Origin of the sequence: Streptomyces broussonetiae, assembly GCF_009796285.1 — a bacterium.
GTDB classification, from domain to species: Bacteria; Actinomycetota; Actinomycetes; order Streptomycetales; family Streptomycetaceae; genus Streptomyces; species Streptomyces broussonetiae.
Genome location: NZ_CP047020.1, coordinates 7632197 through 7647319, shown reverse-complemented (window position 1 = coordinate 7647319; position 15123 = coordinate 7632197). Strand labels below are relative to the sequence as shown.

Annotated in this window: 17 protein-coding genes; 2 read left to right on the top strand and 15 right to left on the bottom strand. The window is 68.9% G+C overall.

All coding sequences use genetic code 11. The features are described 5' to 3' along the window. Positions 1–18 precede the first annotated feature (18 nt). The 15 genes from GQF42_RS35095 to GQF42_RS35030 form a co-directional block, all read right to left on the bottom strand. Positions 19–918 (bottom strand): type II secretion system F family protein, encoded by a 900-nt coding sequence (locus GQF42_RS35095; RefSeq protein WP_158926690.1) that lies wholly within the window; start codon positions 916–918, stop codon positions 19–21. Then, positions 915–1832, bottom strand: a complete 918-nt coding sequence (locus tag GQF42_RS35090; protein ID WP_158926688.1) for a type II secretion system F family protein — start codon at positions 1830–1832, stop codon at positions 915–917. The genes GQF42_RS35095 and GQF42_RS35090 overlap by 4 nt, the downstream gene beginning before the upstream one ends. Further along, positions 1832–3181 (bottom strand): CpaF family protein, encoded by a 1350-nt coding sequence (locus GQF42_RS35085; RefSeq protein ID WP_158926686.1) that lies wholly within the window; start codon positions 3179–3181, stop codon positions 1832–1834. The genes GQF42_RS35090 and GQF42_RS35085 overlap by 1 nt, the downstream gene beginning before the upstream one ends. Further along, complete coding sequence (locus tag GQF42_RS35080) at positions 3178–4005, bottom strand: MinD/ParA family ATP-binding protein (RefSeq protein WP_233273572.1); 828 nt, start codon at positions 4003–4005, stop codon at positions 3178–3180. Before GQF42_RS35080 ends, GQF42_RS35085 begins: the two co-directional genes overlap by 4 nt. A 41-nt stretch (positions 4006–4046) precedes the next feature. Further along, a complete protein-coding gene (locus tag GQF42_RS35075) occupies positions 4047–4688 on the bottom strand; it encodes an SAF domain-containing protein (RefSeq protein ID WP_233273571.1) in 642 nt (213 codons plus the stop codon). Between the two features lie 142 nt (positions 4689–4830). After that, positions 4831–5442, bottom strand: coding sequence for a hypothetical protein (locus GQF42_RS35070; RefSeq protein WP_233273570.1), 612 nt, complete (start codon positions 5440–5442; stop codon positions 4831–4833). A 233-nt stretch (positions 5443–5675) separates the two neighbouring features. Then, positions 5676–6221 (bottom strand): hypothetical protein, encoded by a 546-nt coding sequence (locus GQF42_RS35065; protein ID WP_233273569.1) that lies wholly within the window; start codon positions 6219–6221, stop codon positions 5676–5678. Between the two features lie 275 nt (positions 6222–6496). Next, complete coding sequence (locus tag GQF42_RS35060; protein ID WP_158926682.1) at positions 6497–6991, bottom strand: ATP-binding protein; 495 nt, start codon at positions 6989–6991, stop codon at positions 6497–6499. Positions 6992–7442: 451 nt separating this feature from the next. Then, positions 7443–8579, bottom strand: coding sequence for a phosphoenolpyruvate carboxykinase (ATP) (locus GQF42_RS35055; RefSeq protein WP_158926680.1), 1137 nt, complete (start codon positions 8577–8579; stop codon positions 7443–7445). Beyond that, positions 8576–9169: a Rossmann-fold NAD(P)-binding domain-containing protein gene (locus GQF42_RS46250; RefSeq protein ID WP_233273568.1), complete on the bottom strand. Its 594-nt coding sequence runs from the start codon at positions 9167–9169 to the stop codon at positions 8576–8578. Before GQF42_RS46250 ends, GQF42_RS35055 begins: the two co-directional genes overlap by 4 nt. Continuing rightward, positions 9166–9501, bottom strand: a complete 336-nt coding sequence (locus GQF42_RS46245) for a lactate/malate family dehydrogenase (RefSeq protein ID WP_233273567.1) — start codon at positions 9499–9501, stop codon at positions 9166–9168. The genes GQF42_RS46250 and GQF42_RS46245 overlap by 4 nt, the downstream gene beginning before the upstream one ends. Next, positions 9498–10712 (bottom strand): phosphotransferase, encoded by a 1215-nt coding sequence (locus GQF42_RS35045; protein WP_158930934.1) that lies wholly within the window; start codon positions 10710–10712, stop codon positions 9498–9500. The genes GQF42_RS46245 and GQF42_RS35045 overlap by 4 nt, the downstream gene beginning before the upstream one ends. A gap of 360 nt (positions 10713–11072) precedes the next feature. Further along, positions 11073–11519: a hypothetical protein gene (locus GQF42_RS35040; RefSeq protein WP_158926678.1), complete on the bottom strand. Its 447-nt coding sequence runs from the start codon at positions 11517–11519 to the stop codon at positions 11073–11075. Further along, positions 11516–12043 carry an ATP-binding protein gene (locus GQF42_RS35035; RefSeq protein ID WP_233273566.1) on the bottom strand — a complete coding sequence of 176 codons (528 nt, stop codon included), beginning with the start codon at positions 12041–12043 and terminating at the stop codon, positions 11516–11518. The genes GQF42_RS35040 and GQF42_RS35035 overlap by 4 nt, the downstream gene beginning before the upstream one ends. Positions 12044–12086: 43 nt before the next feature. Further along, complete coding sequence (locus tag GQF42_RS35030) at positions 12087–12626, bottom strand: hypothetical protein (RefSeq protein WP_158926674.1); 540 nt, start codon at positions 12624–12626, stop codon at positions 12087–12089. A 168-nt stretch (positions 12627–12794) separates the two neighbouring features. Here GQF42_RS35030 and GQF42_RS35025 point away from each other — a divergent pair, with 168 nt between their 5' ends. Both GQF42_RS35025 and GQF42_RS35020 read left to right on the top strand, forming a co-directional pair. Next, positions 12795–14105: a hypothetical protein gene (locus GQF42_RS35025; RefSeq protein WP_233273565.1), complete on the top strand. Its 1311-nt coding sequence runs from the start codon at positions 12795–12797 to the stop codon at positions 14103–14105. Next, a complete protein-coding gene (locus tag GQF42_RS35020) occupies positions 14105–14662 on the top strand; it encodes a GNAT family N-acetyltransferase (RefSeq protein ID WP_199272903.1) in 558 nt (185 codons plus the stop codon). Before GQF42_RS35025 ends, GQF42_RS35020 begins: the two co-directional genes overlap by 1 nt. The last annotated feature ends 461 nt before the right edge of the window (positions 14663–15123 follow it).

The window sequence follows — 15123 nt, the reverse complement described above, 5'->3', positions numbered from 1 at the left end:
GTGCTGGTGGGGGGAGGGTCAGGTGATCGACATGACGTGGGCGAGGGCCGGGTAGCCGATCAGCAGCAGGAAGGCGGCGAACAATCCGACCACGGGCAGGGACATCCGCTCGGTGGCCGCCTGGGCGGCCCCGTCGGCCTCGGAGATCCTGCGGCGGCGCATCGCCCGCGCCTTCGCTCCGAGCGAGCCGCGGATCTTTGCGCCTTCACTTCCGGCGAGGTTCAGCGTCGAGGCCAGCTCGGTCAGATCTGTCACGGCCAGATGCCGTCCCAGGTCCTCCAGGTGGGACCAGGGGCTGGTACGGGTGAGCTGGGCGACGTGCAGGGCGTGCCGCAGCCTCGCCGCAGCCCACCCCTGCGGCGCGGCCACCGCCTGGGCGAGCGCCTGCTGGATTCCGGCGCCGCCGGCGAGCGCGATCACGGTCAGGTCCAGGACGAGGCTGAGAGTATGGCGCATCTCGCGGCGCCGCCGTGCGGCCTGCTGCCGTACCGACAAGTCGGGAGTGAAGAACAGCACGACGGCCAGGGTGAGCGAGCCGGCCAGCGGCACCCACCAGCCTGTCCCGATACCGGCCCCGAGGCGCAGCAGGAGCATGGCGGCCCACGGGGCGATGAGTCCGGCGGCGGCGCAGACGGCCTTGCCCGCCAGGTGCCGTTCCTCATCCGTGCCGCACACGGCCAGGTCCGCGCGTAACGAGTCGGTGGGGAAGCCGAGGGCACGCACCAGCGGTACGGCGCGTCGGCCCAGCCGGGTTGCCCACTCCGCGTCGTCCGTCTCCCGCAGCCGTGAATCCGCCTGCGGCGCGGGAGCGTTGAGTGCGGTGAGGACATCGGCGAGCGCGGGCCGGGGTGGGCGCAGTCCGTAGACGAGGGCGGTCGCCCCGGTGCCGAACAGGGCGCCGAGCAGCATGACGATCACCGGGCGCCTCCCGGTTCACTCCCCGCCAGGGCGGCACCGGATGCGGTCGGGCTGATGAGGCGGACGGGTTCCTCGATGTGTCCGATCGCGGTCAGGTAGGCGAAACTCGCGGTGAACAGCGCGCCGACCATCGCCAGCACCACCTGTCCGGTCAGTGTGTTGAAGGGGTCGAGATAGGGGCGGTTGAAGACCACCAGCCCGACCGCCATGCCGAGGGTGACGATCACCGTGACCCGCACGCCGGTGCGTACACTCGCCCGTCCGGCGTCGATGCGCTGCCGCATGGCCACCTGCTCGCGCACCGACTCGGCCAGTTCGCCCAGCAGCGGCACGAGGTGGCTGGCCTGCTGCTCGGCCGCCATCACCAGGGCGGCCACCACCACATCGGCCAGCGGGTCATCGACGTCCTCGGCGAACGCCCGCAGGGCCGCCGGCAAGGGATGCCCGGAGCGGACGGCGAAGGCCAGTTCCCGCAGCTCGCGCTCCAGGGCGGCCGGGGCGATGTCCGCGGTCGCCAGCACCGCCTGCTCCAGACCTGCGGCGGCGGAAAGGGTGTCGCGGAGCATCTCCGTCCAGGTGGCCAGCGCCTCCATCCGCTCTGTGCGCCGTGCCGTGTGCCGGTCCGGGCCGAGCAGCCCGGGAAGGGTGAGGACGGCGACCGTGGTCAGCACCGCCGCCACCGGCCATGTCGTCAACACACCCGCGACCGCCCCGGCCGTCACCGAGGTCACCACGCGCCGCGTGGTCCAGTCCGCGGGCAGCCGCGCCACCAGCGCACGCCACGGGCCGTACTGCTCCTCGCGCACGGCTCGCCGCACCGCGCCGTAGCCGATGGCCACCAGGCCAAGTCCGAACACCGTCCCGCACGCCACCGCGGCTCCCGTCGAAGCGGCGGGGCCCAACAGGCTGCTCATCACAGGGCACCCCACCACTGGCAGGCGGCTTCCCGGGCGTCCAGGCCGGCCACGGCGAGGTCGTTGAGGGTCTCGGCGCGCAAGGGAGTGGCGGGCACGGCACGCCCCTCGGGGCCAGGGCGGTAGACCTCGTTGGAGACGATCTGCGTCCCGTCCGCGTCGATGACCTCGCGCACCGAATCGATGACCCTCCGGCCTGCGAGATCCCAGCCCAGGTGGACGACGAAGTGGACCGCGGAGGCCACCATCAGGTTCGTCGCCTCCAGCGTGAGGCGTTCGGGGGCCTGTGCGGCGTAGGAGGCGAGTTTGGTGAACACCCCGCGCGAGGTGGAGGCGTGGATGGTGGACAGCGAGCCGTCGTTGCCCTGGCTCATGGCGTTGCACATCGGGATGACCTCGGCCCCGCGGATCTCCCCGACGATGACCCGGTCCGGGGACATTCGCAGCCCCCACCGCACCAGCTCTGCCTGGTCGATGCCGCCCTGTCCCTCGATGTTCGGCTCGCGCGCCTGCATGGCCACCACGTTCGGGTGCGCCACCGGGTCGGCGTCCAGGCCGAGTTCGAAGGTGTCCTCGATCGTCACGAGCCTCTCTTCGGGAGGGATCTCGTGGGCGAAGGCACGCAGCACGGTGGTCTTGCCGACGTTTGTGCCACCGCCGATGACGATGTTCTTGCGCGCCCGCACCAGCGCCCGCAGGAACGCGGCAAGCCTCTCGTCGCACACGCCCAGCCGCACCAGGTCCGCCATTGAGGCAGCGGGGAAACGGTGGCGTCGGATCGTCAGCGACACCCGGCCCGTCACCGCCATCACCGCGAACAACCTGGATCCGTCAGGGAGTTGCAGATTCAGACGCGGCATGCCCCGGTCGAAGCGGCGTTCCTCCCCACCCGTACGGGACGCGAGGGTGCGGACCAGTTCCACCAGTTCCTCATCCGAGGTAGCCACCGGCGCTTCACGGCGCCATGATCCTGCCACGTCCTTGATCCACACCACGTCGCAGCCGTTGACGCAGATGTTCTCGATGGCCTCATCGGCCAGCAAGCGCTCCAGTCGGCCGGTACCGAACAGCTCGTCCCTGACCGCCTGCGCGATCCGCTCCTCCACCGCGGCATCGATCACCGGCCCACCCCGGGCCAGCGCCTGACGCCGCTGCTCCCCCAGCTCCTCGGCCAGCAGAAGCCCCACGGTGGCACGCCGCGCTGTCTCATCCTCTACCGGCAAACCCGCCGACTCACGCTCACCGGCGTACACCGCCAGCCGAGCCGACACACGCTGGCGCACGACATGCGCCAGCTCCCGCTCACCAACAGCGGGCACCACGCCCGCAGGCATCAGCAGCTTGCTCACGATCCGTCCTCCTCGGCTCCCGGCCCCTGAACCAGACCCGCCCTGCCGTGCCCGGCCAGTTGTGCCGCGTACCTCTCGGTCCCGTGCGCGCTGCCTGGGGCTCTCGCCCCGCTCGGGCTCTGCTGTGGTTGTGCCTGCCGTGGTTCGGCCAGCTGACGTGCCAGCGCCCGGACGGCGGTCATCAACGGTGACGGCCTGAATCCCGCCGTGCGCAGCACACCGTGCTTGGAGCTGCTCATGGCACCCACGCTCCTGGCATCCCAGGGAAGAAAGACCACTCGCTCCATCCCGAGCGTGTTGCCGATCTCCTCGGCCGGGTACGGGCACGGCCCGACCACGGCGAGCGTCAGCCGCCCGGCACACGCCTCAACGTGCAGGCCGCTGGCGGACACATGGGTCAGTGGCTCCGCCCCTCCCCTCGTCACCAGCACGACCTGGTCAGCGGCGTCGAGCAACGGCTCAGCATCCTCGCCGAGGCGGCCGACGTCCAGCAGTACCGTGCCCCAGTCATTGCTGTCCCCGAGCAGCACCCGCCGCCCAGCCTGACCGGCCAGCAGCCGCACTGCCTCCCGGCACGGACCACGGCCAGGCACCGCGACCACCGCGCGGACCCCGAAGGGCAGTTCACTCGTCGCTCCCAGCAAGGAACCCGGATACGGCTGCCCGGCCGCCGCCGCGACATCCAGCAGCGAGGGAGCCGACGGCAGACCGAAGCGAATCATGAGGTCACCGCCGGAGGAATCCGCCTCCACCATCACAGGCCGCACCCCGCCATCCACCTCCGGCGGCCACACGGCGGCCAGTGCCAGCGCCGTCGTCGTCACACCCGGCGCACCCGTAACCGACCCGAGAACAACGAGCCGCCTCACGGCGCCTCACCCCCCTCCGCGGGAAGCACCACGACCCGCGGATGCTCCAGCTGCGCCGCCCGCCGTGCCGCCCCGGTCTCCACCAGCACGGTGACCACGCGCGGCCCGCCCGCCGACTCCGGCTCCCGCATCCCGGTTACTGTCCCGGCCACCGTCGAGGTCGCCGTCTCGTCGTCGCCTGCCGCTCCCGCACCAACAGCGGTTGGACCGGGAAGGACGGCGACACGCTCCCCACGAGCAAGATCCGGCGGCGCACCGCCCGACTCCACAGCAAGCGCCACCTGCGAGAACCCCCTCGGCGGGAACACAGCGCTCATGCCCACCTGACCGGGAGCCAGCAACGACCCCGCCACCAACGGCACCTTCGCCTGCCGCCCCAGCACCGTGCCACGGTCCGCCAGACGCACCACGCCCGCGTCCGCCGCCACCTCCCCCACCCGCAGATCGCCCGGCTTCAACACCTGCCCGGCCGGCACATCACGGGCCAGCACGAGAACCTTCTCCCGCTCCCCCACCGCCTGCGCGACCAGCGCGAAGCCGACCGCCGAGACCACCACCGCCCCGACCCCGGCCCACACCCAGCCCACCCTGCGGCGCCGCGCGCCCGTCACCGCCGGCGGCCGCTCGGGGCTCGACACGCGTGCTCCCGGCACCCGCAATCCGCTGCCCGCCGGAGCCGAAGAAGACATGGAGGTACCCACCATTCACCTCGCGATCAGGAGAAATCCAACATTCACCAGGTCGACCCGCCGAGGCAGGCCGCGCACTCACCACACGTCGTCAGCGCGTGACAACGGCCTGCACCTCGTCCACCACCAGCCGCCGCTCAGCCGACATCACCAGCCCCGGCACCACCCCGGTCCGCCCAGCCCCGTGCCACTCGACATCCCAGGCCACCTGCACCGACACCGTGTACGCCCGCCCCGGCACGGACAGCGACGCCCGCCGATAGGTGTAACCACAGTCCGGCGACGACGCCTTGGGGCTGTAAGCGTCCGAGTACGGCGTCCCCGGCCCTCGGCACACCACCTGACCGCCATCGCCCATCGACCACACCGCCTGCCGCGGCCGGGCCGTCGCCGTCACCTGCGTACCCTCCACAGCGGCCGATGCGGACACCGGCCCCCACGTCGAGTGCTCCACCCACATCCAGGTCGGCACATGAACCACCTGCACGAAGTCCTCGTCCGGACTCGTGTGGATCACCGGCTTCGGCAACTTCAGCCGCTTCACCGCCTGCTGGACGACAACCTCAACGGGAACCTGCCGTCCGCCGACGCCCGACTTCGGCTCGTCCTTCTTCACGGGGTCGAAGCGCGGCAAGATCCCCATGCCGCCGCCCAGGTCATACTCCCAACCGCTCGACGTGATGGTCGGCGGCCCTTTCGGCACTGCGTCAGCGCCGCCCGACCTGGGCATCCCTCCACGAGGCGCTGGCGTTCTCTTCCCCGAACTGCCCGGGCTCCTGGTGATGCTCTTCGCCTCCACATCGCAGGCACCCGAGCCACATGCAACTCCAGCGAAGTGCAAGCCGTTTCCGTCCGCTTGGGCCGGGGTGCAAGGCGCCACCGCGAGAAGGGCCAAGGCGCCGACAGCCGCGGTCCCTGCAGTCACGCAGCCACGGATCAACACGATCCGGCCTCGTGCATATAGAGGTCCGTAACCTTCCAGAACCCGTTGTTGCGCCGGACAGTGGCGTCAGTCCTGTAGTGCCCGCCGGGGACGTCGTTCTTCAACTCACCATTCAGCTTGTACTGCAGCCAGTTCCGGTCATCCACGCAGTCGACGAGCACAACCTTCTGGTCGGTGGCTGACACCACTTGGGGATCCACTCGGGGTGCCCCTTTACTGACCACCCGTTCCTTCTTGGACTTCGAGAGCCCGTACTTCAGAAGCTCCAGCGCGCCTCCGCGCGCATGGTCGTCGAGCAACGGAGAAGAAGCGTCCGAGGTTCTCGATGCCACCGCCAGGTCATGCCACATGGCTCTGTACGCGGCGAGTGCATCCGCGTGCTCGGGTGCTGATGTCCGAGACGCCGACGCGTCAGATACTCCCCCGGGTAACGATCGAGCGTCTGACGAGCTGTGCGCACAGCCAGCCAGTAGTAGCCCCATGACCACAGCAGCCGCCCTCGCCAGAACCACCCTGATCTTCCGCTGCGTCTTCGACATCCCCCACCTTTCGTCGCCTTCTACACCCGGACGAGGACCGTCGGTGATCAGATGCGACTGGAGATACCCGGTGTCGCACCGACCAACCATGACAGGAGGGTGAATTCCACGCCCGTTTCGACCCGTTACTTACGAGACGCTTCACCTTGCTAACCGGCTTCCTCACCAAAAAGTGGTGCTCGTCGCTCGAATGAGCGACGAGCACCACTTTCAAAGGCTCATCCGCAAGGCCGATAAGTCGTCCCCGCCCAAATTCTTGACCGAAGGCCAGAGCACTACGAACCTTTGCCCCGGCCACCGGAAGCGACCGAGACCGCGAACCATGCCGTCTTAACCCTCTTCCGCCCCCTGAAACCCCAGGCACCGCCGGTGAGTTCATGAACGATGTGCAGGCCCCGCCCATGCTCGGACAACAACGTGCACAGCGCTTCCAAGCCGCCCCCGCGGTTCTCCTCGACAGGGGTGTACGGCGCCGTGGCAGGGAATGCGGGAACCTCCGGGATACGCGGGTCACGGTCCTCGACTTCGCAGATGATCCCTGCCGAGGTGTGGCGCAAGCGCATCTCGTACGGTCCGACCGCATGTGTGATGGCGTTGGTGACGAACTCCGAGACAGCCAGCACCGCATTGCTGATCACCTCGCCGCCGTAGCCGAGTTCAGCGAGGGCACACCGCAGGGTGGCACGTGCCTGGGCTGCGGCGTCGGGGGTGCAACTCGTCCAGCGCAACAGAACGCACGCGGGGGCGCCCAAGGCGTCGTGTGCGGTCATCGCAGTTCTCCCCGGGCGGCGTGACGCCCGCGCACGACACGGCGATGACGGCCACGTCCCGGGCGTGCGCAGTTGCGTGCCTCTCGCACTGCGAACGGGCCGGCCGCCGTCACAAACGGCAGTAGCAGCACAGCGGTGAATAGAATCGGCGCCACGGCAAGAACCTCCCAGTGATCGCGTCTGTGTCGCGACCACCACACCGTGGGCTTCCGAAGAGCGGAAGGCCCCTCTGACCAGGTCTTTCGAGTACTTTGGCCACGCCCCAATTCCGTGGGCCCGGAAATCCCATGAGTACCCCCGGCTTACTACCCGAAATTCATGAGTAAGCCCGGGCAGCATGCCTCTCCACAGCATGTCCAGGAGAGCCCGTCTTTTGGTGACAGATGGCCGTGATCAGCGCTGTCCCGGCCTTTGTCCATGACCGGGACAGCGTGGCGAGCGCGGGGTGGGTTCAGAACGTCTGCAGGTCGAGGAGCTTGGCCAGGAAGTCCGCGTTGGCGGTGACGTCGTGCCCGAGAGCCATGGTGTGGTGCGGCAGTGCCGCCAGCCGGTGTGCGACCTCGTGCCGGGACTCCTCACTGCCTCCGCTGTCGACCATGGTCAGGTCGAGGATGTCGGGGTAGCGGTCTTCGGTCGTCCCGTTCATGAAGTCGCTTTCGTCCAGGCCTCGAGCGGCTCCCTTCTCGGTGGGAGTCGCTCCTGCCAGTACGTGTGGGAAGAGGAGAGCCGCCGCCTCGCCGCCGGTGGCAAGCGGAACGCTGAACCAGCGGCCGAACTGGTCCGGGAAGACCTGAACCTTGAGCTCTTTTCCGTTCTCCCACAGTGGCGTCCGGGAACCCGCGAGGAGCGCTTGCGTCACGCGCGGGTCCTGGGTGGGATGAAGGCTCTCGCCGCCGTGCAGCCGTTCCCGCACGGTCTCGAACCAGTCGAGGGCGTCGAGCAGGCCGAGGCCGATGGCGGCGGCCGACGGCCACGCAAGGACGTCCACTGCGTCCCGGTCGTTGGGACGGACGAACACGCGGTCGTTGGCCAGCAGCCCCCACCTGTGTCGTGCCGCGAGCGCCAGGGCGGTGGTGGTCTTGCCGGCGCCCTTCTTGCCGAACGTCAGTGCCACGCGGCCGTCCTGGACGACCGCATAGGCGTGCAGCACGGCCCAGCCAGCCCGCAGCAGCACGCCCCGCACCATTTCCCGGGCCAGGCGGGCGGTGGCCGTGGCCACCGTCTGGGTGTCGCAGCCGTAGACCGTCAGCTTCCCCGAGGCGGGCTCGGACCGGTAGGCCAGCAACTCCCCGGGGGATGCAGCCCTGATGACACCCGAGGCGTCGTTGCGGGCCACCAGGGTCTGAGCCTTGGCGTAGGTGGTGCTCGTATGCGGGGCCTGCGTCACTGCCAGAGATGTCTCCCCGTACGCGTCTTCGTCCACCACGGCGATGACAAGCGGCCCTGCGCAGACACTCTCGGGCTTCGCGTCGGCCGCATTCCACCACGGCCCGAAGTAGCGGGTGGACCAATCAGTGACGTCTTTGTCGGCGGACAGGACAGTCACACCTGCTTCGGCGGCCTGCAGGCGGGTGGCGTAGCTGGTCATGGGTTCCTCACTGACACAGAGGGATGGGACAGGACCTCGCGCACGGCCTGGTAGGCGGTGCGGAGTTTGTCGCGGGCGAGGAGCAGCTGCCGCTGCTCGGCCTCGTCCAGTGACGGCATGCATGGCTGCGGCAGGCCGGCGAAGAACCGGAGCGGGACACCGAGGCAGCCGCCCCGGTACAGCGTCGACAGCTCGGTCAGTCCGTCGTCGAGACCGAGGGCCAGGCGCAGCGCAGACACCACGGCACCGGCAGGCCCGGACCGGGTACGGCCGATACCCGCACTGATCCGGCCCGGCCGCAGCGTGATCTCCTCCCGGATCCGCTCGACCGGCACAATGACGGGCCTGCCGTGGACCGTGGTGGAGGATGCACACACCACGGCGTTGTCGCCGTGCTCGCCGATGACATGGCCGCGGACAGCATCCACCGGCACGCATATGAGCCGGGCGAGGGTGTGCCGGTAGCGGGCTGTGTCGAGGTTGGAGCCGATCCCGAAGACGCGAGGGCACCCGGACTGCTCGGCGAACAGCCGCGTCATCAGATCCACCGGATTGGTGACCATCAGGACCGTGCCCGGGTAGTGGCTCAACTTGCGCGCCGGCCCGCGACCACAGCCGCGTTCACCTGGGCACCGCCCATACGGACCTCACTGCTGCGGGTGTTGGTGAACTGGGCCCGAGCGGCGATCACCACCGCGTCGCAGTCCCACAACCGGGGTACCTCGACGGCGTAGGCGACGACAGTCGAACCCATGACGGTCCTCATGTCGTCCAGGTCGGCCACCAGCGCGGCGGCCTGTTCGACCGTACGGGAGGCGATGAGGAGCCGTCCGCAGAGTCCGGTGGACATCAGCGCCGTGCCGACGGCTTGGCCGACCGCCCCTGCACCGACCATGCCGACGCATACGCCCTGTGGTGTCATGACGCCACCGCCTGGGCACCGTCCAAAGCGCGATTCCACGTGTCGCGTAGTGCTGATTCCGTCTCCAGGTCCGCGCTTGCCGACTCCACCATCGAGAAGACCGGCACAGCGCGATCGACCAGCGCCGCTCCGACGGGAGGCAGAGGCAGCGCCACCGGCGCGGACAGGTACGTGGTCAGGATGTTCACCGTGTCCATCAGCCACAGCACCAGCAGGTTGCGCAGCCAGAGGTGCCGTTCCCTGCCGGACAGCATCGGGACCTGAGATTCCACGAAGGCGTCCAGCCCCTGAAGCACTCGGCCCGCGACCGGTGCTCCCGGCCGCCAGGCGGCGAGGGCCAGCACCGTACGGCTGACCAGCTTCGCGATGTCCACCGTGCGGCTCGCGCGCAGCAGCCCCGGGTCGAGAAACACGGGGCGCCCATCGGCACCACCGGGGAACACCACGTGATCGGGCTTGAGGTCCCCGTAGGCGAGGGACGTACCACCAGCTGAAGGCAGGCGCATGCGCAGCCGCCCCAGACGACTCACCGCACGGTGCACCAGCCTCACAACCTCCTGTCGCTGCTCCGACTCGCATCGCTCCGAACCGAGCCGGTCCGCGTAGAGCGTCCCGGACAAGCCGTTGAACTTGCGGAGGAACGTGCTGGCGATGCTGCGTTCCTCGATCACGCCGGAGGTCGCAAGTCGGCGGGCAGCACCTGCTCGGTGCAGCGGTCGCAGCTCGGCGAAGATACGGTCCAGCAGGACGACGGTGTCGCCCGGCTGTTCCACAAGCAGCTCCCCCAACGTCGGGCCAGGCACTGGTTCCGTAAAGATCACGCCACTGCTCAACCCCACCAGCCGGCAAACCCTCGGGCCGCCCAGCTCGGCTAGAAGCCGCAACTGTGCGGCCTCGCGCTGGATCAGCCCGTCCGGCCGTTCCCCGTACGCTCGCTGCGCTCGCAGCACTTCGTGCCAGGGACCACGCACACCGCGCAGCAGCGACACCAAGGAGACACCGAGCAGCGACGTCTTCGCGTACAGCCTGCGCTCGCCGACGCGGGCGCGATGCACGTAGCCAGTGACGCTGGGGATGTGCCGCTCCAGGCATACAGGCTCGCTGGGCCATATCGCGGCGGCGGCCCGGTGGATCCGCGCGGCCTCATGCACGAAGACGTCCGCGACGCTGGGCTGCGCCAGGCGATGGGACGAAGCGGCAACGGTGTTCATGGTCACGGACGCCTCCTATGGCTGCGTCTATCCGTGCGGGCCCGCGCTCCAGTCGGAGAGCAGGCCCCCTCCCCGACGGGGTTGCGAGGAGAGAGGGGTCGGTGGGTCGTCCGAGGCAGCCCGCGGCCGGGGGCGCGGGTCATGGAGCCAGCACGTGGCTGGCGTTTAAAGCCTGGGGAAGATAGGCCCAGACAGGTCGGGTCGGGACCCGCCTCGTCCCGTGCTGCCATCGCTGCCCCCGGAAGGCGCAGCCGGGATGTGTGGCCTGTTCCGGTCGCGAGGCTGCGATGGGTGCGGCGGTCGGGCGGTGGGGAGACAACTGTGCCGCCACGACCGGCCGGAGACAGGTGTCTGGGTCGGTCAGGCCGCCAAGCGCACCGCAATCACGACGAGACAGGCGAACATCAGCGCCGACGTTCCCGCGGCTGCCAGTGCCACGCGGGGGTGGCGTTCACTGATGATGCGCCAAGCCTCCCGGCCGGTGCGGCCGTCGGCCTGCGCGCGCAGGCCGAACAGCCCCAGTTCGATGGACACGCGCTGTACGGGCGGCCAGCCGGTCGGAAGGTGCTCCATAGGGAACCTCATAGGCGGGACAGTGTGGGCGGGGGCAATGGTGGTGGCCAGCGGTGGCCCGGGCTGGTCTTCCAGGAAGTGGGTAAGGATGCGCCGTTCGAGCGCGATCAGGCAGTCCTCGCACAGGTAGACCGGAGCATGCTGACCGCACGATGTAGCGGGGCCGACCCACACGACCGGCACGTCGGTGTCGTCGCAGCGCCAGCACGCGCCGATGACCCAGTCCGCACTCACCGCGTGTCGAAAGCGACGGCCAGAGCGATCAGGCCGCCGAGCGCGACCACTATCAGCATCAGCCCGTACAGTGCGTACGCCCTGACCGTGGGGTATGTGGGGATGCTGCCAGGTGAGGTCAGGTCGTCGGGCGCAGGCGGCTCCAGATCTGCCCACACGCGCTTGCCCCAGCCCAGTCGATCCGTGCCCCACTTGCAGGAGACGGCGTCGACCAGAGCCAAGCCCCGGCCGCCCTCGGCCTTGTCGTCCAGCGGACGCACCACCGGCAGGACGGTGCTCTTGTCCGTCACGGCCACGCGTACACGGTCACCGGTGCCACGCTGCACCGTCACCCGGAACGTGTCGAGTCTGGCGTGCTCAACGGCATTCGAACTAAGCTCGGAGACTACGAGTTCGGCAACGTCCGCCAGGACCGACAGCCGCCAGTCCGCCAGGGTGTGGCGCACCAGGCGGCGCGCATCGGACACCGATTCCGGGACACGAGGCAACGCAGCAGTTACCTGCGGCTCGCCCTCTTCCGTCACCCCACGGCGCCCGGCGCTGGGGTGACTGCGTCGGAGCATCGCGCTACCCACCGAGCTGCCTGTCCCCTCGCGCGATCTTGGAGCGACCGACGCGCACGAGCCGGGCCACGGCATCCCCCGGGGCGAGTTCACCAGCACTGTCCATCTCCACGCACCAGTAGCGACGCACCTTCGGGGTGGTGGCATCCAGAGCCGGCACGCCCAGGTAGTGACCTACGCCCATGAACTCGGCGTCATCTCGCGCCAGTGTCCACTCCAGACGACACCCCGTGCTGGCTCCCACCAAGGCGTAGTATCGAAGGAGTTCCTGGTCCATGAACACCGGGCCGCCGAGCAAAGCCTGGGCCAGGAAGTGGTCCACGGCGGTGACGTCCTCGGCTCCGGCTGCCGCGCGTACAACTTCTGCGTTGATCCGTACGACGCCGAATAGACCGCCGGAACGCAGCAGCGTCACGCCCTCGGTCCGCCACTCCCGCCGTGCTCGGCCCCAGTCCTCGGCGGCCATCAGCAGCCAATGCTCGATGGCCAGAGACCGCTCAGCGCCCGTCGTGACGTGCTCGCCCTGCCGCTCTTGCATGTTCACGGTCGCATCTCCCTCCGTCCCTGCGCTTCCAATACGAGCCAACTCCCATTCACCAAGGGGCTGGGGACGTTAGGGCGGACTTTTCGGCGGACATTTCAAGCGAGGGGACATTCCACGCCCGCTGTAGCCGTTACGGTCGGTAGACGGGTGGATCACCGGAGGTACGGCGTGGCCGACGAGATGACACTGTTTGAACGGGCCTGCGCGGCCCAGGGCTTGGACGCCCCCAGCAAGTTCATCCGCCGGTTCGAGGACACAGCGGACCTACTCGGCGAGCCAGCCACTGTGACCACACGGCACGTCCGGCGCTGGTGGCGGGAGGTTCCCCCGCCTACGCCACGCGCCCGCGCCTGGCGCATCATCCACGCGATGCTGGGCGTAGACCCGATCGAGTTGGGCTTTCTCAACCGCCCCGCCGGTGTCACCGTGGGGAGCGCACCACTCCTCGCGCAGAAAGGCACCAGCGTGGACCGACGGGTGTTCCTCGCCGACACAATCGGTGTAGCTACGGCAGCCGGGCTCCCGACCCCTGTAGCCCAGCTCCCGCCATCCGGCAGACAAGGCGCAATCGGCACAGCCCACCTGATCGAACTACGGGAAGGCCTTCGCTCCCTGTACCACCTGGACAACGCCTACGGAGGCGGAGACCTCCGCTCACTGGCCGTCCGCCATCTAAAGCGGATCCGACGCGTCATCAACACCAGCAAGTACCCCGACACGATCGGTCGGCAACTCCAGCTCCTGGCTGGCGAGACCGCTGAACATTGCGCTTGGCTTCACTACGATGCGGACGAACAGGACGATGCCCGCCGCTACTGGGGCGAGGCACTGACCACCGCGACCATGCTGCGAGACTCCTCCCTGGAAATCCTCGTCCTGGCCTCCTTGAGCATGCAGGCCAGTTACGAGGAACGCCCCCGGGACGGCTACGACCTGGCCCATGCCGCCAAGGAGCGCGCTGTCCGCTTCGGGGCGCCCGTCCTCCAATCTCTACTCGCCTCCCGCGAGGCACGGGCACTCTCACTCATGGGCGATGCCTCCTCCGCTCGGCACAGCCTGACAGAGTCCATGCGTCTCGCGGACCGCGAAGGACGGGGCCGTCCCAGCCCCGAATGGGCAGCGTTCCACGGCGCGGCCGAGCTGGACTACGCGCAAGGACTTTTCTACAACGACAGCGGTCATCACGACCGCGCCGCACAGTTCCTGCGCGCTGCGCTCGATCACCACGACCGCACCTACGGCCGCAATCGCGCCCTTTACCGGCTCACTCTGGCCCGCAGCCTGGTCAACGCCGGCAACGTCGACGAGGGCGCCGCCCACGCCGTAGAAAGCCTGGGACACCTGGAAGAAGTCGAATCCGAGCGCGTCATGCGACGGCTGAACGAGGTGGTCGACCTGCTCGATCAACGGAATGCCGTCAGTGCCAGGAACGCCACTCAAGAACTCCGAGAATACGTCCACGAACGAGGGGCCGCCTGATGACCGATGTGAGGTTCGACCGGTACGAGAGCCAGGCTGCGGTCGCCCAACTCGACGCGTTCCTTCCGGCGTACGAAGAAATCTACGCTGAGCCGCCCTACCTGGAGGGCCCACGCGACATAGCCGAGTTCATCGACCGCTACCAGGTCCACACCCGCCGCCCGGGCATGCGGCTGATCATCGCCCGAGACAAAGAGGAGGTCGTCGGCTTCACATACGGGTACTTCCTCGCCACGGAGACCCGATGGTGGCACAACCTCCAGGACGTCACCCTGCCAGACGCGTACATGCGGGAGGACGGCCACCGATCCTTCGTGATCATCGAGCTCGCCGTACGAATGGCGTGGCGTCGCCGTGGTGTCGCAGCCAGCCTGCACGCCCATCTCCTCGACAGCGTCGACGCGGAGCGGGTCACCCTCACTGTACGACCGGAGGCGGAGGCCGACCCGGCCCGCGCCGCCTACCTCGCATGGGGGTACCGGAAGATCGGCACTTCCCACCCGTGGGTGGACGCCCCGCTGTACGACTGCATGGTGCGGGAGTTGTCGGCGGGCTAGCCGACCTAGTCCTTGCCAGAAACCTCGTCTGCCCAGGTAGTAGCGGGTCTGGCTGGTGAGCGAACTGCGCTGCTGGCCGTTCCCTGAGCAACTCGTGTCTTCCGGCGACCGGTGCAGGATGATGATCTGCCGGGCTGCTCCGACTGACCTATCTCGGTACGACGAGCGCGTTCGCGTTACTGCGGCTGCTGCCGATGAAAGATGGAGCCATGGACGTAAAGATCGTGGTGCTGCGCCACCAGATCGCCGTCCTGGAAGGACAACTGCGGCAGACTCGGCCGCGATTCTCTCCGAGCGACCGACTGCTGCTGGCCTCGCTGGTGCATCGGCTCCCACGGGAGCTGCTCGGCCGGTACCTACTGCTGGCTCGGCCCGAGACAGTGCTACCAGGAGTGCGGCGCGCCTCTTGCGGAGCCATAACACCCTGACTCTCCACTCTCAGTGTGGCGACGGTCAGGCCG